This is a genomic window from uncultured Algoriphagus sp. (genome assembly GCF_963974835.1).
Taxonomy (GTDB): domain Bacteria; phylum Bacteroidota; class Bacteroidia; order Cytophagales; family Cyclobacteriaceae; genus Algoriphagus.
In genome coordinates, this window is sequence record NZ_CAXBET010000012.1 from 1 (window position 1) to 23,976 (window position 23,976).

22 protein-coding genes are annotated in these 23,976 nt (G+C 43.1%); 20 read left to right on the forward strand and 2 right to left on the reverse strand.

Annotated elements, in window-relative coordinates:
- Positions 1-708 precede the first annotated feature (708 nt).
- A complete protein-coding gene (locus AACZ73_RS18420; protein WP_339880146.1) occupies positions 709-1,425 on the reverse strand; it encodes a LytTR family DNA-binding domain-containing protein in 717 nt (238 codons plus the stop codon).
- Positions 1,426-1,833: 408 nt separating this feature from the next.
- Here AACZ73_RS18420 and AACZ73_RS18425 point away from each other — a divergent pair, with 408 nt between their 5' ends.
- The 15 genes from AACZ73_RS18425 (at position 1,834) to AACZ73_RS18495 (ending at position 14,070) form a co-directional block, all read left to right on the forward strand.
- Positions 1,834-2,667 carry an RteC domain-containing protein gene (locus AACZ73_RS18425; protein WP_339880147.1) on the forward strand — a complete coding sequence of 278 codons (834 nt, stop codon included), beginning with the start codon at positions 1,834-1,836 and terminating at the stop codon, positions 2,665-2,667.
- Positions 2,668-2,750: 83 nt separating this feature from the next.
- On the forward strand, positions 2,751-3,218 hold the full coding sequence (locus AACZ73_RS18430; protein WP_339880149.1) for a hypothetical protein: 468 nt from the start codon (positions 2,751-2,753) through the stop codon (positions 3,216-3,218).
- Positions 3,219-3,246: 28 nt separating this feature from the next.
- The gene (locus AACZ73_RS18435; RefSeq protein WP_339880151.1) at positions 3,247-3,549 is read left to right on the forward strand and encodes a DUF4134 domain-containing protein; all 303 of its coding nucleotides are present in this window, start codon (positions 3,247-3,249) and stop codon (positions 3,547-3,549) included.
- A 66-nt stretch (positions 3,550-3,615) separates the two neighbouring features.
- Positions 3,616-3,945, forward strand: a complete 330-nt coding sequence (locus tag AACZ73_RS18440) for a DUF4133 domain-containing protein (protein ID WP_339880152.1) — start codon at positions 3,616-3,618, stop codon at positions 3,943-3,945.
- Positions 3,935-6,376, forward strand: coding sequence for a TraG family conjugative transposon ATPase (locus AACZ73_RS18445; protein WP_339880154.1), 2,442 nt, complete (start codon positions 3,935-3,937; stop codon positions 6,374-6,376). Before AACZ73_RS18440 ends, AACZ73_RS18445 begins: the two co-directional genes overlap by 11 nt.
- Positions 6,373-7,068: a conjugal transfer protein TraI gene (locus AACZ73_RS18450; RefSeq protein WP_339880155.1), complete on the forward strand. Its 696-nt coding sequence runs from the start codon at positions 6,373-6,375 to the stop codon at positions 7,066-7,068. Before AACZ73_RS18445 ends, AACZ73_RS18450 begins: the two co-directional genes overlap by 4 nt.
- Positions 7,058-7,723: a hypothetical protein gene (locus AACZ73_RS18455; RefSeq protein WP_339880157.1), complete on the forward strand. Its 666-nt coding sequence runs from the start codon at positions 7,058-7,060 to the stop codon at positions 7,721-7,723. The genes AACZ73_RS18450 and AACZ73_RS18455 overlap by 11 nt, the downstream gene beginning before the upstream one ends.
- Positions 7,710-8,360, forward strand: coding sequence for a TerB family tellurite resistance protein (locus tag AACZ73_RS18460; RefSeq protein ID WP_339880159.1), 651 nt, complete (start codon positions 7,710-7,712; stop codon positions 8,358-8,360). The genes AACZ73_RS18455 and AACZ73_RS18460 overlap by 14 nt, the downstream gene beginning before the upstream one ends.
- A gap of 138 nt (positions 8,361-8,498) precedes the next feature.
- Complete coding sequence (gene traJ, locus AACZ73_RS18465) at positions 8,499-9,482, forward strand: conjugative transposon protein TraJ (protein ID WP_339880161.1); 984 nt, start codon at positions 8,499-8,501, stop codon at positions 9,480-9,482.
- A gap of 6 nt (positions 9,483-9,488) precedes the next feature.
- Positions 9,489-10,106, forward strand: a complete 618-nt coding sequence (gene traK, locus AACZ73_RS18470; RefSeq protein WP_339880162.1) for a conjugative transposon protein TraK — start codon at positions 9,489-9,491, stop codon at positions 10,104-10,106.
- Positions 10,107-10,117: 11 nt separating this feature from the next.
- Positions 10,118-10,393 (forward strand): hypothetical protein, encoded by a 276-nt coding sequence (locus AACZ73_RS18475; RefSeq protein ID WP_339880164.1) that lies wholly within the window; start codon positions 10,118-10,120, stop codon positions 10,391-10,393.
- A gap of 78 nt (positions 10,394-10,471) precedes the next feature.
- Positions 10,472-11,704, forward strand: a complete 1,233-nt coding sequence (traM, locus tag AACZ73_RS18480; RefSeq protein ID WP_339880165.1) for a conjugative transposon protein TraM — start codon at positions 10,472-10,474, stop codon at positions 11,702-11,704.
- A 25-nt stretch (positions 11,705-11,729) separates the two neighbouring features.
- Entirely contained in the window at positions 11,730-12,566 is an 837-nt protein-coding gene (locus tag AACZ73_RS18485) for a DUF4138 domain-containing protein (RefSeq protein WP_339880167.1), read from the forward strand.
- 7 nt (positions 12,567-12,573) lie between these two features.
- Complete coding sequence (locus AACZ73_RS18490) at positions 12,574-13,302, forward strand: hypothetical protein (RefSeq protein WP_339880168.1); 729 nt, start codon at positions 12,574-12,576, stop codon at positions 13,300-13,302.
- A gap of 297 nt (positions 13,303-13,599) precedes the next feature.
- Complete coding sequence (locus AACZ73_RS18495) at positions 13,600-14,070, forward strand: JAB domain-containing protein (RefSeq protein ID WP_339880170.1); 471 nt, start codon at positions 13,600-13,602, stop codon at positions 14,068-14,070.
- A gap of 137 nt (positions 14,071-14,207) precedes the next feature.
- Here the strand turns inward: AACZ73_RS18495 and AACZ73_RS18500 are convergent, their stop codons facing one another.
- Positions 14,208-15,077, reverse strand: a complete 870-nt coding sequence (locus AACZ73_RS18500) for an AraC family transcriptional regulator (protein ID WP_339880171.1) — start codon at positions 15,075-15,077, stop codon at positions 14,208-14,210.
- Positions 15,078-15,301: 224 nt separating this feature from the next.
- On the opposite strand from AACZ73_RS18500, the gene AACZ73_RS18505 reads away from it, so the two are divergent.
- From AACZ73_RS18505 to AACZ73_RS18525, 5 genes are read left to right on the forward strand one after another with little or no spacing between them, the layout of a single operon-like run.
- On the forward strand, positions 15,302-16,909 hold the full coding sequence (locus AACZ73_RS18505) for a fucose isomerase (protein ID WP_339880172.1): 1,608 nt from the start codon (positions 15,302-15,304) through the stop codon (positions 16,907-16,909).
- Between the two features lie 27 nt (positions 16,910-16,936).
- Complete coding sequence (locus tag AACZ73_RS18510; protein WP_339880173.1) at positions 16,937-19,939, forward strand: TonB-dependent receptor; 3,003 nt, start codon at positions 16,937-16,939, stop codon at positions 19,937-19,939.
- Positions 19,940-19,971: 32 nt separating this feature from the next.
- Complete coding sequence (locus AACZ73_RS18515) at positions 19,972-21,600, forward strand: RagB/SusD family nutrient uptake outer membrane protein (protein ID WP_339880174.1); 1,629 nt, start codon at positions 19,972-19,974, stop codon at positions 21,598-21,600.
- Between the two features lie 24 nt (positions 21,601-21,624).
- Entirely contained in the window at positions 21,625-22,764 is a 1,140-nt protein-coding gene (locus tag AACZ73_RS18520) for a sialidase family protein (RefSeq protein ID WP_339880175.1), read from the forward strand.
- Positions 22,765-22,776: 12 nt separating this feature from the next.
- Complete coding sequence (locus AACZ73_RS18525) at positions 22,777-23,940, forward strand: sialidase family protein (RefSeq protein WP_339880176.1); 1,164 nt, start codon at positions 22,777-22,779, stop codon at positions 23,938-23,940.
- Positions 23,941-23,976: the final 36 nt, after the last annotated feature.

Sequence of the window (23,976 nt, forward strand, 5' to 3'; positions counted from 1 at the left end):
TTTTCGAAAGTCAAAGTTCCTGAAAGATTTCCCGTCTGGGAGAAAACAGATGCTGTGATCAAAAAGCAGGAAAAAAAAATTACAGTGGTTAAAGCTAGTTTCATGCGTTGTCTATGGGTTAGCAGGCACAAAAATAGAATTTAATTATAATTAATCTAAATAAGAATTGAGGTAATCATTTATTAATTTAAATTTCAGCGTAAAAAATAGATATAACCATTTGTTTTTTAATGTGTTAGGTTTTTAGATCATTTACAAAATCAAACAAAAACTAGATTTGCTTTGGGAAGTTAGTCTTGATGCAAAAGTATTCTCCATGTTTGTTTCTGTTTTTAAGTTCCATGATCTGTCGTCTATTGTTTACAATACCTAATTAAAAAGAACGCCTAGTTATAAAGGATTCCTGAGTGTTACGCGATAAATTTTGAGGATAGCGTCCGGAGTCACCGATGTAAACCATTGGCAACGGTGACCATGCTTGATATATCCAATGCAGCCCAATCGGCATGAACGTTTTCAATGGGAATAAACCGGGAATGGATCAAATAGGAAGGTGACTTTTTTATGGGAATTACTTGGCTAGTTTGTGAGTGTTTGCTTCATTTATAGGAATCAGGATAAGTAATATGTTAATAACAGCTATCCTATCAACACCGGAACTATTAGAAACTTCCTGAAAATCCGGGAAGGTTAAAATCAACATTATCTTCACCGCTTGATCCATTCTTTGAATTTTCCTGCTTTATTCTGGCTTACCGTTATTTCGTCTGGGTAGGAGGGGGAAAGTTTCAGAAGAAGTTTTCCATGCCCGTTGGACCGGAAATGCAGGCATGCCTGGTAATGGATGATCATTCTTCTGTTGACTCGGAAAAAGTCATTAGCGGGCAGTTTTCGCTCCAGTTCATCGAGGGTTTCATTGAGATAGTAGCTGGTTTGGTCAACGGTGATCAGGAAATTTATTCTGTCCCGGTGATATATGTAGCGGATATGTTGAAGGGGGAGCGGGATGGTTTTGGTTCCCTGCTGTATCAACAGGATTTCAGGATGGGATTGTCCGGGTGCTTTGGACTCCTGATTTCGTAGGATGTGGTAATAGAACAGGTAATAGATGTTGAACAGGAAAACCGGTAACGTCATCATGGGAAAGGAACTTTGGGCATTTGGGTTTTCATGGGTAATGGCCAGTCCAAAATACCACTGGTAGATGGAAAGAAACAGGTAGTCAATTATGCCAGGAAGCAGCATGCCCAGCAGAAACTGCAGGGCCAGGCGCATAAGAGGCTTTTCCTTCCAGTCATAGACCCTGTCCAACCTGACCGTTACCAAATGCACAAACTCAATAAAGAAGCCTGCAATTAGGAAGGCCGCCAACAGCTTCACATAAAAAGATCTTCCATTTAGTGTGTCCAGAAAGCGTGCCCCCATACCATACATGGCCACCAGGAATGCGGCGACTATACATAGCAGTATCCGCAGGACTTGGTCATTGTATCGTACTGGTAATTTATTTTTATCCAAAACACAGTCATTTGCTGCCGGTCACCCGGATCTAAGTTGGGATCGAGGTAATTTTGGGGGATTGAAAACGGATAATATAGGTAATTAAGTTAATAAACTATTCGATAAATCCGTGATACCCGGGGTTTTCACGGCTGTTTTATGCCGCTTCATACCGGAATTCACCTGATTGAGGTTTTCAGAAAGGGGGTTTTTTACTTTTTTTTAGCTGCTAAGGCTATGTTTGTGATGTACCCTTTGCGGTACTTCGTCTTATTTATATTCGGCCCGCGGGCAGTTTTAACCGGGGATATCCCCAATTAAAATTGTCAGATCATGAATTACAATGAACAGTTTAAAGAGCTTTTCCTTCAGATGAAGGGAGAGGTGGCAGCTATTGCATCAGCTTCCTCCAACCGTCTGCGCATAGCACAGGAATCCTACCTTCTGGTAAGTGACTACTGTGGGAAGGTAAAGGCAGCATCCAAATTTGAATCATCAGAGCAGGAAGTGGAATTTTATAAAAAGATCAGACCGGGATTTGAGGCCGAACTGATTTATTTTGGGGAGCTCTACTATATCCTTTCCTGCCTGCCTGAAAGAAGAAGGGATGCCATTCGCTTTTTGTTAAAACAGTATCCACCAATAAGGATTTACTGTGGGAGGTATCAGTTACTCCATGAGTACTGGCGCCTGGGTAAGTCCGGATTTGACCTGGATCTGTTTGTCCGTTCAGATAAGAACATTACCTTAATGTTGACTTGCCCTTTACCCATGGGGGATCTTCATGCCACTCCGGCAGGAAAGGCATTTGCCAGGTTCCGTGCCTATCATGAGCTGCATGGTTTTCTGGAAAAGGAAATTTCCCGACTTAAAAACAGGGAGGATAAAGGGAGTTCTGCTCTCCGCTGGACTGCCACCAAAGCAGCATTGGTGGAACTTGCCTATGCCCTGAAAGCTACGGGTGCCATCAATAACGGCAATGCGTCAATCCGGGATATTGCCACACATCTGGAGCGGGCATTTCATCAGGATCTTTCCCAGTTCTACCGCACATTTCAGGAAATCCGTATCCGCAAAAACAGCCGTACTACTTTTCTGGACCGAATGAAGGAAAAACTGGAACGCTGGATGGACAATACCGACCTGAACAGCAGGGGGGAAGACTGAATTTTTTTAATCCACCTTCTGATTTCGGTGTGGACTTTTTTTTGGATTCCGTCTGAAGTTTGCAACAACAAGATCAGACAATTATGCTCGAAAATATTTCATGGGGAAAGTTTCTTCAGCTGCTTGGAATTGTTCTCACCTGCTATTACGGGATCGTGGTTATCCGTTATTTCCGCTCTGAGGTTTCCGGTTTCCTACTAAACCGAAAAAGAGGGGAAACCGATGGGAATACCGGGGTGGCTGGTATGGGGGAAATGGCTGGTATTACTGAAAGGACTGGTAAGTGGGGCATGCACGGAAGTAAACAGAAACCCTCCCTGGATAATTTATCGGCATTGCTGGCTGAAATTGACATGGAGCTTATGGCCAATGCAGGAACCAAGGCCGAATTGATCCAACTCCTTGGTAGGAAAGTAGGTCACTACCGTCTGCCTGATTCCAACGCATCACGAAAAATAGTAATGAACCACCTGCTCCTTGTCGCCAAGGCAGCAAAGGTGGACCTCAGGGAAGGGGATCTTCTGACCCTGTTCAACAACCTGCACAACTGATTACTCAAACTATCTAAACTCACAAAAAATGAAAAGAATTACCAAATGGATCAGCGCCTTGTATCTCTTGTTACTAATCGGGGAACTTAAAGCCCAGGACGGAAACGCGGGTATCAATGAGGCTACCCAACAGGTTAGGGGATACTTTCAGTCGGGAACCGGATTGATGTATGCCATAGGTGCCATTGTAGGACTCATAGGGGCAGTCAAGGTTTTCAACAAATGGAACAACGGGGAGCCGGATACCGGAAAGGTTGCCGCTGCCTGGTTTGGTTCCTGTGTTTTCCTGGTGGTGGTGGCTACAGTACTCCAGAGTTTCTTTGGCGTCTAGAGTATTTCGGTATACGCAAGGGATAATTTATCCCGGAGGGTTTCTGAACCTAATTCAATTAAATGTATGATCAAGTACAGTATCAACAGGGGAATCAATAAACCCATGGAGTTCAAAGGACTGAAGGCTCAGTACATCGGATATCTGGCTGCCGGTTTGGGACTGGCACTGATTGCATTCGCAATCGGATATATCACGGGGATGTCCATGTACCTATGCCTCAGCATGGCTGTACTGCTAACTACGGCGGATTTTGCGTTGGTCTTCCACCTCAGCGCTACCTATGGAGAGCACGGCCTGATGAAGAAACTGGCCCGGAACCAAGTGCCCGATTCAGTAATAATCCGAAGCAGAAAAATCTTTTATAACCTGGTAAAAACAGACCATGGAACTTGAGCGAATGTTTCCTATATACAAGGTGGAGCATGGATTGATCCTTTCCCGTCAGGGGGATATGACCGCAGGCTTTGAGGTTCATTTGCCTGAAGTATTCTCACTGGGTGGAGTGGGATTCGAAGCGGTACACCAAGCATGGAACAAGGCAGCAGGGGTGTTACCCGGCAATACGGTGCTGCATAAACAGGACTGGTTTGTTGACGGCAATTATCAGGGAAAGTATGAGGGGGAAAGCCATTCCTTCCATTCCATGGCCAGTGAGCGCTTCTTTGCCGGTCGTGCCCACCTGGATCACCGTTGCCGTCTTTATGTCACCAAAAGACCCAGGGGAAATAAACTGGGCAGTTCGGCTGTATCCAATTTGTTGAGAAAGTCCCTGGTGCCGATAGAAATGCTTAAGGATAATGCAATGGAAGAATTCCGGAATGTCCTGGGACAACTGGTCCAGATCCTGGGTGACGCAGGAATAGTCCTGAAGCGGCTCAATGCGGCTCAACTGGCCGGAACCCCGTGGAAACCGGGGGTCATGGAAGAATACCTGACTCTCGGTCAGATAGGTGTGCTTTCCGATATTCAGTTTAAACCGGAATGGAAGATAGGAAGCAGGTATGTACAGCTTTATAGTTTGGGGGAAGTGGAGAATCTGCCTTCCTCAGTAAGTCCCCATGGAAGGTATGAACCCTACGGAAGTGACAGGAGCGAATTCCCGATCGGGTTTGCGACGCCAGTCTGTGCGCTGCTCCCCTGTAACCATATATACAACCAGTTCCTTTTTGTTGAAGACCACAGGAAAAAGTTAAAGGAACTCGAATCCAAGAGGCAACGGTTGGAGTCCCTGTCCAATTATTCCAGGGAGAATGCCATTGCAAGGGATGCAACCGCTGAATTTCTTAATGAGGCTATTTCCACGGGGAGAAAAGCCGTTAAGGCACATTTCAATGTCATGTGCTGGACAGACAGATCCGAGGAGGTTGGGACGCTGAGAAACCTGACAGCTGGTGCACTGGCCAAAATGAATGTAATTCCCAAGCAGGAAACCGTGGGTGCTCCCCAGATTTTCTGGGCGGGTCTTCCCGGCAACCAGGCCGCATTCCCGGTGAATGAAACCTTCGATACATTCATCGGGCAAGCCACCTGCTTTTTTAATGTGGAGACACATTACAGAAGTTCCCGCAGTCCTGTAGGGATCAGACTCGGGGACAGGATCACCGGGTATCCCGTGCATGTGGATATTTCAGATGAACCGATGAAGCAGGGCTTGATCACCAACAGGAACAAGTTTGTGCTGGGGCCATCCGGATCAGGGAAATCATTTCTTACCAATCACCTGATGCGTTCCTACTATGAACAGGGTACCCATGTGGTACTGGTCGATGTAGGTCATTCCTACCGTGGACTCTGTGAGCTGGTGGGGGGATATTATTTCACCTACGAACAGGACAATCCGATACGCTTCAACCCCTTTCATGTGGAAGGCCGAAAGCAGCCGGAAACCGAAAAGAAGGAAAGTCTGAAAACCCTGCTCATTGCCCTGTGGAAAAAGGAGGACGAGGTATTCAGGCGCTCGGAGTATGTGGCCATTTCCAATGCGTTGTCCGGGTATTTTGGGCTCCTGGAAAGGAACCCCGGGATCTTTCCCTGCTTTGATACTTTTTATGAATACCTGGATAAACAATTCAGGGAAGTATTGAAAGCGGACAAAGTAAGGGAGCATGATTTCGATGTGGACAATTTCATGTATGTACTGCGTCCATACTACAAGGGAGGGGAATTCGATTACCTGCTGAATGCCCGCAAGGATCTTGATTTGCTGGAGCAACGGTTTATCGTTTTTGAACTGGACAACATCAAGGATCATCCGATTCTGTTCCCTGTTGTGACCTTGATGATCATGGAGATCTTTATTACCAAAATGCGCAGGTTAAAAGGTGTCAGGAAGATTATCCTGATCGAAGAAGCATGGAAGGCAATAGCGAAGGAAGGCATGGCCGAGTACATAAAATACCTCTTTAAGACAGTAAGGAAGTTCTTTGGGGAAGCCATCGTTGTGACCCAGGAGGTGGAGGATATCATCTCAAGTCCCATAATCAAAAATGCGATCATCAACAATGCCGACGTAAAGATCCTGCTTGATCAGGGTAAATACCAAAACAAGTTTAAGGATATACAGGAATTGCTGGGACTTACCGATCAGGAGAAGGCGGTTATACTCTCAATGAATAAAGCCAGGGAGCCCGGCCGGAACTACAAGGAAGTTTACATCAGCATTAACAAAAAGGTTTACCGGGTGGAAGTAAGCCAGGAAGAATACCTCACCTATACCACCGAGGAGCGGGAAAAAATGAAGGTGGAGGAATACACCTCAAAATATGGAAACAGGAAAAAGGCCATTCAGATCCTGGCGGAAGAACTTAGAAACAAACAGCCATGAAATTCAAAAAAAGAATGATTGCGATGGGTATATCACTCACGATGGGCTTCACTGTTTTGCCGGAACAACCTGCCAATGCGATTCCGATCACTGTAATTCTTGAGGTGATAAAGGCAGGTGTCAAAAAGGTGATCCAGGCCATTGATCTGAAGATCCAGCGCCTTCAGAACCAGACCATCTGGCTTCAGAATGCCCAGAAGGTGCTGGAGAACAAACTGAGCAAACTCAAGCTCGGGGAGATTTCCGAATGGACTGAAAAACAGCGTATGCAATACGATGAGCTCTTTGGCGAACTCTGGCAAGTCAAGCGGATAATCGCACAGTTCCAACGGGTACGGGATATTGCCGATATGCAACAACAGCTGGTCAGGGAATATCAGGATACCTGGGGGGTGGTCAGCAATTCCGGGGTTTTGGGATGGGAGGAAAAAAGGGTGATCAGTGAAATATACCAAGGAATTTTGGAGGAGTCCCTTCAGAATTTAAGCCATCTGACAGGGCTGATGACATCATTTACCACCCAGATGAATGATGCTGACCGACTGGCTTCACTTCATCTGGCAGAGGATAGAATCCGCAAAAATCTGTGGGAATTACGGTCGGTCAATTCACGGAATATGCGCCTGATCCAATCCCGTGAACAATTGCCACTCAACAACCTAAAACAGAATTATGATCTGCATGAACAGTAACAAAAACTGTAGAATAGGCAGGATATATCTTCTGCCTGTCTTGATGTGCCTCGGGTTTGGCCTACAGGCACAGACCCTGGCGGAATGGACCAAGCAAAAAAAGCTGCAGACCAGCTATAAAGTTAATCAGATAGCTGCGCTATCCGCTTATCTGGAGGTGGCAAAAAAAGGATATGAAGTAGCCAGGGTAGGATGGAGGATGGTGGGGGATATCCAGGATGGAGAATTCTCACTTCACACAGATTATTTTGGATCCCTGTCTGCCATACATCCAATGGTCCGGGAATATCCTGTAGCAATGGAAATACAGAAAGTGTACAGACAGATTAACAGGGAGGTGGCCTGGATGAATAGTTTTCTGGACAATCAAATGCTGTTGGATGGGGAGGAAGTCCTCGTTGGCCGAAGGTTCAACAGGAAAATCCAGTCGCAGTCAGACCTGGTCATGGATGAACTCAGGGGACTCACCAGCCCCAACGTCCATGAAATGGAGGATGGTGAACGGCTTGCTGCGATAGACGGAATTTATATGGGAATTCAGGAGCTTTTTCAGGCCATAAAGGCATACAATTCACGAATCCGATTATTGGAAGTGTACCGGAAAAGAATAGAAATGCAACGCCAACAGGTAAACGGATTCCATGATGTCAGGTAAAACCAAACATTGTCTTTGCCTGGGGATGATGCTGGTGGCGTTTCTGAATCCTGTTCCCGGGATCAGTCAGGCACATGAGATTACACAGCTTGTTCTCAATTATGAGAAGCTTATCCAGCTGGAAGAAATACTTGACAATATGTATAAAGGATATACCATATTGGACAAAGGGTACAATACAGTCAAAGGAATAGCCGAAGGAAATTTCAGGCTACACGAGGCTTTTCTGAACGAACTCCTGAAGGTGAGTCCTGAAGTGAGAAAATATTACCAGGTAGGCGAAATCATCCAGTATCAGCAGCGGATTTTGGATGAGTATAAAGCCACTTACCGAAAGGTCAGGAAAGGGGAATCCTTTTCTGTTGCCGAGCTGGCATTTCTGGCTGAAATGTATGAAGGGCTGTTTCAGGCATCCCTACGAAACCTTGATGAGCTGGTACTGATCCTCACGGCAGGGGAGTTGCGGATGTCTGAATTCGAACGGTTGGAAGCCATTGACCGACTGCATGGGGAAATATCCGGTCTGCTGCTCTCTTTGCGGGAAATTAACAGGGAGATAAATGCGCTTGACCTTCAAAGAAGCAGAAGGGCCGATGAACGTAGAAAAATCCTGGAGTTAAACGGAGTAGACCCATGAAACCGGACCTGACTAAGGCAGACTGCCAGGTGGAAAACAACACATAGAGGGATGCTTTGATATCCCGGGATCACTGCGAGGGATTTCATAACCTGCCCCGGTTCAGCGGGCAGTCCATAGAAGACAAATGAAAAGAAGATGAAAAAACAAGCCATTCTACTGATGGGCATACTGGTAATACTTACCGGATCTGTCCATGCGCAGACTATTTCGGGAAGTGTCGAGGGGCTGCATGGGGTATTGGATCAACTTTACGATGAGATGATTCCGCTTGCCAACGGGTTGATCACTGTTGCTAGAGGGTTGGCGGGATTTGCATCCATCTGGTATATCAGCATGCGGGTATGGGGTCATATTGCGCGCTCGGAACCCATTGATATGTATCCCTTGCTTCGCCCTTTTGCTATTGGTTTGGCAATATTGCTTTTTCCCCAGGTACTGGCGCTGATGAACGGAATAATGAACCCAATCATCAGGGCTACCTCAGATATGGTGGAGGGAACCAACCTGGCCATTGCAAACCACATCTATGAAATGGAAGCGGAGCAACTTGAGCCCTATATTAATCCTATTGCTGAAGGTGATGGACAGAAATACCCTGAAAACCTGAAGGATATGGATTTTTTTGAGCGGATGGCAAACGAGATTTTTGTGTTCAACTTAAAAGCAGTAATCAGCAAATTGATTTCAGAGTTTTTGCAGATGCTGTTTTTTGCAGCTGCGTTATGCATCAACACCATCCGCACCTTTCAACTGGTTGTGCTTTCGATTCTAGGACCGATTGTTTTCGGCCTGTCTGTCTTTGACGGATTTCAGCATACGTTGGCCGCCTGGTTTGCCCGCTATATCAATATTTCCATGTGGCTTCCTGTTGCCAATATCTTTGGTGCCATTATCGCAAAAATCCAACTCAACATGATGGTGTTGGATGGGGATTTTACCTCTTCTGTAGGATACCTGGTCTTTATGGTCATTGCCATTATCGGGTATATGACAGTTCCGAACGTGGCTGGGTTTATCGTACAGCCAGGAGGTAGGGACGGGCTGCTCAGTAAAACCACCGCAGCAGCAAAGTCCGGTGCTCTGGGTGGAACCCGTGTTATTCAACAAGTCATCAAATAAGCTCCTATGTTTGAAAATTTAAAAAATCTGGATACGGCTTTCCGCCATGTAAAATACCTTTCCTTCGTGGCCATCCTGGGTTCACTCTGTCTTTCAGGATATTTGGGAATGAAGGCTATCCAGGCAACCCGGGCTGCACAGGAGAGGATTTATATCCTGGCGGAAGGAAAGGCGCTGGAAGCATTTTCGGCAACTAAAAAAGAGAATATTCCGGTAGAGGCAAGGGATCACGTAACCATGTTCCATCATTATTTCTTCTCCCTGAGCCCGGATGAAAACTTTATCAGGGAACAGATAACCAAAAGTCTTTACCTAGCCGACGCTTCTGCCAAAAAAGTCTATGACAACCTGAGGGAAAGGGGGTATTACTCAGAAATAGTATCAGCAAATATGAATCAGACTCTCGAAACTGATAGTGTGGTTGTTTCGACCGAATCCTATCCTTTCGAATTCAGGTTTTACGGAAAGCAAAAGATCATCCGGACCACTTCGGTCGTCACCCGCAGCCTGATCACATCAGGAAGGCTGCGTCACATCGACAGGACCGATCAGAACCCACATGGTTTTTTGATTGAAAACTGGGAAACCCTATCCAATGAAAATCTCAATGTGAAGAGACGATGAAGGTAATGGGCATGTCAGTTCACGTCAAATTTCCTATACCCACTATGCTTCAGGAATGGTGCAGCAGGGTTTCTATCCGGCTGAACAGACTGGCCGACCGGGAAAAAAAGCAACTCCTTCTTGGATTTATTCTGCTTACTGTAACCCTGTGTACGGGCATGTTAATCCAGGGAATTACCAGGGGACATTCCGCAGGCTTGCAACTTCAGGATTGGAAACCGCCGCTTGTTTATTATGACTCTGTTCTGCATGATGCAATGACCGGGCAGTTCCATGAATTCGAGTAGGGGGAAAGCTTCTGGGAAAAAGACAGTTGCTTACCCGAACAAACACATTAGAACCACTGAATCAAAACAATAGATAAAATGAAACAGCTGACCGAAAAACAAAAAAAGGACCGGAAATTCCTGCTTGTATTACCTGTATTGACCCTGCCGTTTCTGTGCCTGGCATTTTGGGCATTGGGAGGAGGAAAACACGTGGAGGAATTTGAAACTGCATCGGAGAAAGGACTTAATATGGGGCTACCTGAAGCGTATATTGAAGTTGGGTCAATGGATAAAATGAAATCCTACGAAGAGGCTGAACGAAAGGCTTCGCAGCTAAGGGAACAATTACGTATGGATCCCTTTGCCAACAGGTTAACCCAGGATACTGTGCCGGCAAAGCCCGGGAATTTGCAGGAAAGTAGCAGGCTTAGTAAGACGGAGGATGCTTTACAGGAAAAGTTGGCTGACCTGCAGAACTTAGTGTCCAACCCTCCCGTTAAAAAGGATCCTTATTCTTCCCCCCAATTATCCTCGCCCATCGATAAAGGCCAGGATTCGGACCTTGTAGATCAGGATCTCAAAAGACTGGAGTCCATGATGGCTGCTGTAGTTGAACCTGGGATGGAAGATCCTGAAATGCAACGAATTGATAACCTGTTGGATAAATTGCTTGATGTCCAGCATCCCCAGCGTGTGGAACAACGGTTGTCTGAGGCCAGAAAGCTTGAACTGCAGGCAGCTTTTGCTGTCAGCCCTGAGCCGAATGGTGCTGCCCTACAGGAGGAGGTAGGGATGGGTATTGTCCCAACGGAGCGTAATGGCTTTTATACGTTGGAGAATGAAACCCGGAAATCCTTTTCCTCCATTCATCCTGCGATCTCAGCGCAGGTCACCCGGGACCAGGAGGTGGTATCGGGGGCTTCCATTGAAATGGAGCTCACACAGCCTGTTTTCATTGAGGGAATTGAGTTTCCCAAGGGTACAAGGGTAACCGGAGTGTGTGCTTTAAGGGGAGATCGGCTCAACATTAATGTACAGGCATTACGTTCCGGAAACCTGATAATTCCGGTTAGTCTTGAAGCAACAGATCTGGATGCGCTTCCTGGAATTAAAATACCCGATGCTATTACAAGGGATGCCATTAAAGAAGGGGCCGGTGATGGAGTGGAATCCCTGGGAATGATGGGCATGTCTTCCTCCTGGGAGGCACAGGCATCCATGGCGGGAATGGAAACTGTCAAAGGTATACTGTCCAAAAAAGCAAAACTGGTCAGGGTCACCGTCAAAGCAGGACATCCACTTCTGTTGACGGATATGTCAAACAAGTAAGTAATCACTTTCTAAAAACAACATTATGAGAATTCCAATGGTATTGATAGCCTTTGCGCTATCCCGGATTTGCTGTGCCCAGTTTGTAAAGGAGGCTCAGGTACAAACCTATCCCATCCAGATTGGCTGGGACAAAACCACGGTACTGGTTTTTCCTTATGAGGTAATAAGTGCGGACTTCGGAAGTCCTGCCATACTGTCCCAAAAGGATAAAGCTGCCCCCAATGTGCTGAAACTTAAGGCTGGGGTGCGAGACTTTGTTCCTACCAGCATGTATGTGATAACCGCAGCAGGGAAGTTGTATCCTTTCACCGTCGGGTTTACAGAGCATCCCGATGAAAGACCTATAAATATGGGAAAGCAGGAGGAAGTCGAGTATGCCGATGCCCTGTTGGAAGGGTCCAAAATGAACGCAGCTGATATTTCTGCCGTGATGGAGGACCTGTTACTCCGGACTCCCGATAGATTATCCTGGGGTAAAAAACGGGGGATGATCCGGTTGGGACTGGGAGAACTGGTTGAAAAGGACGGGCTGCTCTTCATTCAGCTGGCAGTTGAAAATGAAAGCTGGGTGGATTACCTGCCGGAAAACTGGGTGTTTACCGTTCAGGATAAAAAGCAGGGTAAACGTACGGCGATCAGACAGGTCAACAAGGAGCCGGTAGCATTCAGGACGTTTGAAGGGGTAGCAGGAAAGTCCGGAGGTGTGGCTGTTTTTGCATTTCCCCGGTTTACCATATCTGATGCAAAAGAACTTTCCATCCAGGTTTTTGAAAGCAATGGTGACCGAAATCCGTTCCTGACACTATCAGGGAAGCAACTGCTTCAGGTGAAGCCCATACTAATTTCAAACCATAACTAATCCAATCATGACAATCAAAGAAAATATATACGAGCTGCAGGACCGGCTGAAATATTCGGGTTTTGGAGATACGCTGCATAAGGAACTGGAAAAACAGATCAAGGCCAAGAAGGACAATTTTGAACTGAACATGAGCAAGGATGTAGGGGATAAAAAGCTTGAATACGGTTTACACTTTAGAAGATCCGATGAGGGTAAGTATTATTACAATGGCTTTGATGCGAAGTTGACTTCTCCGGAAGGCAGGGAGCAATCCCAGCGTTTTTACAACAACCAGGGAATATCAGCCAAAGAAGCCTTAAACCTGTTGGAAGGAAGAGCAGTTTTTAAGAGTATGTTCAATAAGGATGGAGAACGGTACAATGCCTGGATTCAGCTGGATTTGGGGAGCAAGGACGAGAAGGGACAGCATCCGGTTACCCAATACCATCAGAATTATGGGTTTAAGCTGGAGAATGCGGTACAGAAGCTTCCTTTACAAGAACTGGGGTCACCAGACATGCTTAGCCTGTTAATTTATAGTCTGAAGAAAGGAAACCGCCACGAGGTGGGTGTTATAGGGAGTGATTCAACGTTTCTAGTGGAGGCTAATCCAAAGTATAAAACAATGAATGTCTATGATTTGGATGGGAATCGGATCAAACCCAGTGTTTTGAAGGAAACCCAGGAGAAGGCAAATGGGGAAGCAAAAAAGAATATCCAGGAGAAGAGCAGCTCAAAAGGAGTGAAGGTGTAAGTTTTTTAATAGTGTGGTAGTGAAATTTTTTAATGAAAACCCGGTGTAACAGCCGGGTTTTTTGTTTTTAGGGCAAAATTTATTGAGCCTGAACAGTTACCTGTTTTGGGAGGAGTGGGATATTTTTTGGTTTTTATTATTTCGGTACAAAGTTAGGCAGGTTCTGTCGGGGCGATCAGCAGACTACGGCATAAAGCCGCTTGCTTTGCGGCGCTTTTTATTCCGTTTCCTGCTTCCTTGCTCCAGAACTGCCTGTGAATAGCAACCTAAATAATTTCAAACTTAACTGTATTTATTATGGAAGCTGTAAATCAATTCATCAATCTAAACGAAGTAGCGGAAATTACGCTGGGCTACCAACCAAGGGTAAAGTCATCCCAACGTCCCAAAGTGGAATGTTCCCGACAGGTATATGATGTATTATATGGATTTTGGGATAAAGCTACACTTGAACTAGCGGAGCATTTTCAGGTGATGCTTCTAAGCAGGGCCAATAAGGTGCTTGGAATCTGTACCATATCCAAAGGCGGGACAGCTGGTACCGTGGTAGATCCCAAACTGGTATTCGCTACAGCACTTAAGGCATGTGCACAGTCCATCATAGTTTCGCATAACCACCCTTCTGGAAACCTGATGCCTTCAGAACAGGATAAGCGTTTGACACGGAGATTGGTGGAAATAGGAAAAGCTTTGGATCTACCTGTATTGGATCATGTAATTGTCACAGTGGAAGGATATTATTCCTTTGCAGATGAAGGGGAGCTTTAGAGCTTCCTTTTTTATTCGAACCAAATTTGCTTCTTACCTATACTTTTTCCTCCGTGGCGTTAAGAGTGCTTTGGAGCGATTAGAAAATAAATAGGTCATTTCCCTAACAGCAAAGGGCATATATGAAAAAGCTGAAACTAGGATAAATATTGTTTTTTATACGTATAAGGAGTCATTCCAGTAATTTTCTTGAAGTGTCGATAGAAATTTGAAATGTTGTTAAAACCGCATTCATAGCAAATCACTTCTATAGGCAATTTGTCTTCAACTAGGGCCCGACAAACATTAGATATTCTTATCTCAATCAAAAATTCAAAGAATGTTTTTTTAGTCATGGTTTTGAAATACCTGCAGAAACTAGAAACACTGAGGTTAGCAATACTTGAGATAGTTTCCAGGCTAATTTCCTCTCTATAATGGGCAAGCACATAGGTATAGATTTTTTCCAATCGTTTCATTTCTGAAATATTATTTAAGTGACTATTTGCATAGCCCGGAGAGATAGTTTGATATTCTGAACTGGATCCTAGTATTTGGAGGATTTTTAATAGATTGATTACCCTTTCTAACTGATTAGATTTTACTATTTCATGTAAAATCTCAGAAAGCTTTGCTTTTGTTTCCCCATAGATTATCATTCCTTTTTTTGCTGTTTCGAAAAGTGTAGATATAGAGTGGGTTTCCGGTATTCCAAGAAAGTCTTTTCCGAAACAAGTTGGTAAAAATTGTAAAACATAAGCTTCCACTTCAACTTCAGGTTTACCCTGGAAATATTCATCAGTGCATCTCCAAGTATGGGGCAAATTCTCTCCTAATAAAATTAGGTCACCATCAGAGAAACTACTGACTGTATCTCCTATATACTGTGTGCCATGTCCCTTGACTATATAGTGCAATTCCAACTCGGGATGGAAATGCCACAGAGTTCCAAAATTTGGCTTAGTGTCATGTCTGATACTAAATGAGTTTTCCGAAGCAATTGGGACTTTATGAAAATGTGGTTTCATGTGCCTTTTTCAATCAATGATGGAAGATGGTGAATACTGGATTCATCGTACACACTCGAAATTATAGGATTTAGAATATTATTTTGGGCGCAATCGATATAAAAATCAATTTCGACGGCGAAGTATGATAATATAGTATAATTTTTTGGCAAAATGTGATAATTAGGCACCTGACATTTCTCTCATATTTGTTCTGTTCATTCAATAAACCCAAGAGTAAACAGATGTACAAGCGAGAAAAAATACTGTTAGTATCAAGTGGAGATTTACGTTTAGATGCCAACCAGGTAGGTTGGAAGTTCCAAGAAAAAATGGAACAACAGCTTGAAACTACACTTTATGAATTCGGGTGCCAAGTTCTACGTGCGCACAGCTATAATTCAACAAAACTGCATGGTTTTATTGATTCTCAAAAGATGGGAATGGAGGTATTTAAAAATCTAGATCCTACTTTACCTATTATAGTTGCAGAAAGTGTCTGGCAGTATTCACATCATGTATTGCCCGGGTTAATGACGCATAAGGGTCCGATTTTGACTCTGGCAAACTGGGAAGGTATGTCTTCAGGATTAGTAGGTTTGCTGAATCTGAATGGATCATTGACAAAAGCAGAGGTGTCTTATAGTACACTATGGAGTAGAGATTTTCAAGATGAATTTTTTAAGGAGAAATTAGCTCAATGGCTTAATACAGGTGAAATTCAACATGATGACTCACATGTGCAGTATTATGATGCAATAGAAATCCCAGATTTCATTAGAATTTCATCGGACAATTTCACTCAAGAATTTTTAAAAAGCAAAGCTATAATGGGTGTCTTTGATGAGGGTTGTATGGGAATGTTCAACGCCATTGTACCAGATAAACTCTTGAATAAACTGGGGATCTTTAAAGAAAGATTAAGTCAGTCTGAACTTTACGCTGAAATGTTAAGCGTTGATCAATCAGAAGCTCAATCCGTGTTGAATTGGCTGCTCGACAAAGGTATGAAATTCAACTGGGGGACTAATCCAGCCTTGGAACTTACCAAAGACCAAACGCTTGAGCAGTGTAGCATGTATATCGCTGCTTTGAGAATTTCTTCTCAATATGGATGCGATACTATAGGAATACAATATCAGCAAGGCTTAAAAGATTTGGTGGCTGCAAGTGATTTAGCTGAAGGATTATTGAATAACATGGACCGCCCTCCTGTATTTGATACAGCTGGTAAAGAGCTATATCCAAATAGCCTGTTACCCCACTTCAATGAAGTGGATGAATGCGCTGGAATAGACGCACTTATCACCACAAGGCTTTGGTTGAAACTGGGATTAAACCCGGAAACTACTCTCCATGATATCAGATGGGGAGAAGAGTACCTCATTAACGGAAAACCCGAATTTGTTTGGGTGTTTTTAATATCCGGAGCAGCACCTCCTGCACATTTTATTGGAGGATACACAGGAGCAAGTAGTGAGCGTCAACCTCCAATGTATTTTAAGAAAGGTGGTGGAAGCCTTAAAGGTATCAGTAAACCCGGTCATATCGTATGGAGCAGGATCTATATCGAAAACGACCAACTATCCTGTGATATGGGAATCGGTGAGGTGGTTGGTCTGCCTGAGGAAGAAACTCAGAGAAGGTGGGATAATACAACTTCTTCCTGGCCAATAATGCATGCTGTACTGCCCGGAATTTCCAAGAATCAGATGATGGCCAGACACAAAGCCAACCATATTCAAGTGGTCTATGCAGACTCTTTAGAGTCAGCAAATAGTGCTGCAAAGCTTAAAGCCACAGTTTTTAATTCCCTAGGCATTAAAACCTTTATATGTGGAGATTTTAACTAATTAACATAACCCAAAAACCCTAATAATATGAATGTAAGACTACCTTTTCTTAGGAGGTTTTCATTGATCATGCTTCTGCTCTTTGGAGCTTTGCTTGTATCGAATGCTTCCTATGCGCAAGACCGGACTGTTCAAGGAACAGTTACGACAGGTGATGATCCGAATGGACTACCGGGAGTGAATGTATTGCTGAAAGGAACAACAATTGGCGCTGTCACGGATATAGATGGCAAATATTCTATTATGATCCCACAAAATGGAGGCGCATTAGTTTTTTCAATGATTGGATTTGAATCTAAGGAGGAGCAAATAGGAAATAGATCCGAAATCAATTTGGTGATGGAGGAAGATATCGCAGGACTAGAAGAAGTGGTGGTAGTTGGCTATGGTACACAGGTTAAAAGAAATATTACCGGTTCAATAACCTCTGCTGACTTGTCTAGAAACAGCGATGATGTATCTATCACCGAAGCAATGGTAGGCGTGCCAGGAGTCCAGTTCAATGAAACGGGAAGGCCTGGACAAGTTGGGAATTTATTAATACGAGGACAAAACTCCCTTAGTGGATCCAATAGCCCATTGATCGTTTTGGATGGTATAATTTTTAGTGGGAACCTGAATGATATTAGTCCAAGGGATATTAAATCCATGGAAATTTTGAAGGATGCGAGCTCAACAGCCATTTATGGTTCAAGAGCAGCCAATGGTGTCATTTTAATAACTTCCAAAGGAGGATCTACGGAGACTCCTTCCATCAGTCTTACTAGTTATACCGGCATTTCTGAGTGGGCTTCTGAACTTAAGTTACTAAGTCCGGAAAGGTATATTCAAAGAAGACTTGATTGGAGAGCCCAATCTGGATTACCGGCTGACCCTAATTCGATTTCCAATTACCTATCAACTACTGAAGCTGAAAATTTGCAAAATGGGAAGTCAATAGACCCATGGAAAGAAATTTCCCAACAAGGAAGGACTAGCTCTATTGATCTGAACATATCCGGTAGAACTAAGGTCACGAACTATTTTATATCAGCTTCAATGAGTGATGATAAAGGATTAATTTATGATGATAATCAAAAGAGGAGCACATTCCGGGCTAATATCACCAGTACGATAAAACCTTGGCTTCAAATAGGTACGAATACCATGTTTTCACACAGGGATCTTTCTGGAGTGAGTGCAAGTATCCGAGACGCCTATCGGATCAGCCCGCTTGGTACTATGTATTATGAGGATGGTTCACCTACCCAATTTCCAGTTCCGGATGAGCAAGCAGCTGCCAACCCTATGCGAACTTCTTTACTTTCTGATGATGACGAAAAACGGGAAAACCTGTTTAGCAATTTTTTTGCCCAGGTGGATGCTCCCTTCCTAAATGGTCTTTCATACCGTGTGAATTTTTCTCCTAGTTTCCAGTGGAATCATGCTTACAATTTTATGCATCAGGATAAAAATGTTTCATTCAACAACACATCTGCAAGAAAGCTTAATGAAAGACAATACAATTGGGTACTAGAAAACATAGTAACATATAATAAGAGTATTGGTGAGGATCATAATTTTGATTTAACCCTGTTGTTTGGGAGAAATCACGTGGAAGCGGAAACGACACTCGCTTCGGGAGAACAGTTTAATGTGGATGTTTTAGGCTATAATAACCTGGGACTAGGAGAAATACAGCGTATAAGTTCTTCAGCCTACGCCGTGGATATGGTCTCCTATATGGCGCGAGTTAATTACCAGTTTAAAGGGCGTTATTTATTGACACTTACAGCCCGAAAGGATGGCAGCTCTGTTTTCTCTGTTAATAACAAGTATGCAACTTTCCCATCTGGTTCCTTGGCTTGGATAGTTACCGATGAAGGGTTCATGAGAAATCTGGAAGTTTTTGATATGCTGAAATTGAGGGCTTCTTACGGGGCTGTGGGTAACCAGGCAATTGAACCCTATCAGTCTCTTACGCTTTCTTCAACTAATCGATATGTATTTGGGGATGGTGGAAGTAGTAGTTTGGGGGTGGTTACTTCTACCTTAGGTAATGATGATCTTACTTGGGAAACCACCAAAACAGCAAATTTTGCGGTAGATTTTGAACTTTTCCAACGAAGAATTGCTGGCACCATAGAGTACTATAATAGCAATACAGAAAACCTGTTGGTTAGACGTAATATCCCGGTTATGAATGGCTATACCAGTATTTTAACCAATGTGGGTGAAGTTAACAATAGAGGTATTGAGATATCCTTATCTACAGATAACATAAGAAATGAACAGTTCCAGTGGAGCACTAATTTTACCTTTTCCCATAATCAAAATAAGATAGTCCATCTGTTCAAAACTGACTTAGATGAAGATGGTAGAGAAGATGATAATATCGCAAATAGCTGGTTTATTGGTAAGCCTATCAATTCATATTATGATTATGAATTTGATGGTATCTATCAAGATGGAGATGATGATATTCCTGCAGGTTCGCAACCGGGTTTTGTTAGAGTAAAAGATTTAAATGGCGATGGTAAGATCAATACCGATGATCGAACAGTAGTTGGATCAGGGAATATTCCAAAGTACCAGTTCGGTTTTAGAAACAACTTTAGTTATAATAATTTCTCTCTTTCAGTTTTTGTTAATGCAATGCAAGGATGGATTGCACCATTCAATTTAATCAACCCTTTAGTACCGGGACGCAGTTTGGGACAATATGATGCAGGATGGTGGACAGCTGAAAATCAATCTAATACAAGACCATCTTTAGTGTACTCTAATCCACTCCAAACAAATTGGTATGCCAGTAGAGATTTTATACGACTTAGAGATGTGACTTTCTCCTATGATTTCAGTCAATCCACGCTTGATAAATTGAAACTAAAGGGTTTGAAAGTCTACATGACAGGCAAGAATTTAGGAACCATTACAGATTGGTTGGGCACAGATCCAGAAAACGGAGGTGCTTATACCAGCGAGCAGGGTAGCGATAATCTTTATCCGATGCCGAAAACATTTTTGATTGGATTGAATGTCTCATTCTAATTCTTTCTTCTTAATCCTTAATGAATAGACAAATGAAAATATTTAATAGCAATAGTAACGGAATAAAGTTCTTGGGTATATCTTTCCTGACCTTACTTTTATCCTGTAACGATGACTTCTTATCTGAAGAACCACTTTCTTCCTTAAGTGCAGATAATACCTTGGTGTCCGTGGCTGGATTTGAAACCTACATGACTGGATTGTCTTGGGCAGCCAGAGAAGAATATTCTCAGGATGATAATACCTTTTTCATTACCAATTTTCCCGGAACTGATGTAGGAGAGGATGCAGGAGCAGAATACTTCACTTATAGAAATTGGATATCTTATTTGTCTTCTGTAACCCCTGAGGTTAACAGAAATTGGAACTGGGCTTACGGAACTATCTTACCACAAGCAAATACGGTCATAGTATACGCCAATAAAGAAGAGAATAACGGTATTTGGGAAAATGAAGCTCAGAAAAATGCATTTATAGCAGAAGCTAAATTTTACAGAGCTTATGCACATAACTTTCTGGCTAACCTATATGGGGATGTTCCTATAGTAGATACTATTCTTAATGCTCCCAAATATGACTATGTAAGAGAAGAGCGCCAAAAGGTATATGAATTTGCAAGAAAAGATTTAGAGTTTGCTGCCAACTGGTTGCCGTCAGCTGACCAAACTAAGCCAGGAAGGATTAGTAAAGGTGTTGCGGATCATTTACTTACAGAGGTTTATATTAGTTTAGAGCAATTTGATAAGGCCATCGAAAGTGCTTCTCGAGTGATTGATTCAGGGGAATATCAGTTGATGACTTCTCGATTCGGAACGAATCAGGATGAACCCGGGGATGTATTCTCTGACTTATTTAAGGATGGTAACTATAATAGAAGTTCAGGCAATCTGGAATCATTATATGTTTGGCAATTTGAGAGTTTCACAGCCGGCGGAGGCGGGACCCGGGATGGCAATCAGGCTGTAAGAAATTTTGGGCCATTTTTCGTCAAAATTACTGATCCAAATGGAATTCCGAATGTACCGACAAATGAAATGGGTAGAGGTGTAGGTCGAGTTCGGGGTACTATTTATAGCCTGTATGAAATTTGGAATGATGAAAATGATATTAGGAATTCGGTATTTAACATGCGTAGGGATTTTTATTTCAATAACCCGAAATCCCAGTATTTTGGACAATTAGTCCCACAAAGAACCGCCGCAGAAGATACCCTAAGAAGTATGTATTCCTACCCTCGTAAAATAGAAGGGGAACCCTGGAATTTAAATAATACATCAGGCCGAACTTCTAAAGATGTGTATGTATACAGACTTGCCGAGACATATTTACTTAGAGCTGAAGCTTACTTAAGAAAAGGTGATGCCAGCAAAGCTGCTGAAGATATAAATGCTTTAAGAAGTCGTTCTAAAGCTAGACTAATATCCGAAAACGATTTGTCCTTAGACTTTATTTTGGATGAAAGAGCCCGGGAATTATTGTTTGAAGAACCTAGAAGGCGTACCCTAATCAGAATGGGTAAACTGGTAGAGAGAGTACGGAAATATGGGCTTTTGGAGAGCTCGCGTAATACCATCCAGGATCACAATGGTCTTTGGCCAATTCCTCAGGTAGCAATAGATGCTAACCTAGGTGCAGATTTGGAACAAAACCCAGGCTATTAATCTATTTAAGTTATGATTTCTAATATGCGCAATTCAATAATATGCTTATTTGTTATGTTGATCCCTGTATTGGGATCAGCACAGCAAATTCCCAATGATTACACTGGTAAATATTATTTACCACCTTTGGCTAAACCTGGAGAAGGAGCCTTGATTAAGTCTGAGTTGATATACGAACTTGATAATAAACCTACCCCTCAAGTACACGCATCAACTTTAATAGAAACTCCAGAAGGAATTGTTTCAGCTTTTTTTGGGGGCACTCATGAAAATAATCCTGATGTAGGAATTAGAGTATCTCGATTGATAAATGGAGAGTGGAGCTGGCCCGAAGAAATAGTGAATGGTGTACAGAATGATACCCTTCGATATCCCTGCTGGAATCCAGTTTTATTTCAACCTGAAGGAAAGCCACTGATGCTTTTTTACAAAGTTGGTCCAAGTCCCACCACCTGGTGGGGGATGCTCACCACTTCTGAAGATAATGGTAAGACTTGGTCTGCACCGAAGAAACTCGGTGAAGATCCCATCATTGGACACATTATAGGTCCAGTAAAAAATAAGCCCGTGCAGCTCGCTTCTGGGCGGATCATTAACCCTACAAGTCTTGAATATATAATAAATGGAAGGGAGCAAGACTGGAAGGTTTATTTTGAAATTAGTGATGATGGTGGAGATACATGGAAAATGGTTGGTCCTGTAAATGACGGGGTAAACTTTGATGCGATCCAGCCTAGCATTTTAACTTATCCTGATGGGCGGATTCAGGCGATTTCGAGGACTAAACAAAATGTGCTTTCCCAGATTTGGTCTGATGATGAAGGAGAAACCTGGGGGGAAATGACTGCACTGGATTTACCAAATCCCAATTCTGGCACCGACGCAGTTACCTTGACAGATGGGAGACAGCTATTGGTTTACAACCACTCCACCAAAGACGGTGATGAGCCAAAAGGTAGAAATATTCTGAACCTTGCTCTATCAGAAAATGGCATAGACTGGAAGCCAGTAATGACATTGGAGAATATTCCTGTGGAAGATGGATATGCCTATCCTGCGATCATTCAGGCATCAGACGGGTTGGTCCATATCACTTATACATACAACAGGAGGTCTATAAAGTATGCAGTAGTCGATCCAAGAAATTTTTCAATTAGAAATTAACCAGAAATGACAATGCGATATTTAGTAGGAATAGTAACACTTACTTTTTTTTCACTAGTTGTGGTGATAACACCCGCGCTAGCGCAAACCGATAAGTTTATAGAACATAATGTTGTTTTTCAGGAAGATGGCCAATACGCTGGATGGCCAGCAAACCATGGTATATGGGGCTGGGGAAATGAGATTCTGGTTGGCTTTGTAAAAGCATCCTACAAACAGACGCAGCCAGGCTTACACACGTACGATCCTAAATCAGCAGAAAACCAGTATGCCAGAAGTTTTGATGGAGGAGAGACCTGGGAGATCAAGGATGCCTATTCTATGGGACAGACAGCTTGGGGACATGATAATAATATAAGTACTGATAGAGCTGATAAGCCTACAGTCTTACAGGAGTCTATGCCGGATTTTACATCTGAGGATTTCCTATTGACCTTTTTAAGACATAATAATCACGATGGACCTAGCCACTTTTATTATTCTGAGGATAAAGGTGCCCATTGGGAAGGGCCTTATGTGTTTCCAAATATGGGTACTCCAGGTTTAGCCAATAGGACTGATTATCATGTTGAGGGAAAGCAAATAATGAGTGCTTTTGTAACCACCGCCAAATCTAATTCTAAAGAGGGAAGAGTAGCATTTGTAAGAACTACTGACGGAGGACTTAATTGGGATTTAGTTTCATGGGTTACCGCTGAACATGGAGGATTCGACATCATGCCTTCCTCTATCAAATTATCAGAAAATACCTGGCTAACCACTATCAGAACGAGGTACGAAAATGGTCAAAATTTGATTTCCAGTTATATTTCAAATAATAACGGAAACTCGTGGAAAAGATTAGTAGATCCTGCATCAGATACAGGCCGGGGCGGATCACCTCCAGCATTGGTCAAATTGAAGGATGGTAGATTGGCGTTGGGCTATATCCATAGAAGCGAATTTGGCTCTAGAGTTCATGTCCGTTTCAGTGCGAATAATGGAGAATCTTGGGGAGATGAGATTATTTTAAGAAGTGGAGATGGGGCAAGCAGAGATGTAGGATATCCTCGGATGATTCAGAGAGAGGATGGTAAATTGGTGATGGTCTATTATTGGAATAATGCTAATCAAAAAGGATCTAAGCCATATAGATACATTGCAGCTACCATTTTTGATCCAGAAGATTGGAAATAAAATAAGCACAATTTATCTCCTTCCTAATACCTACTT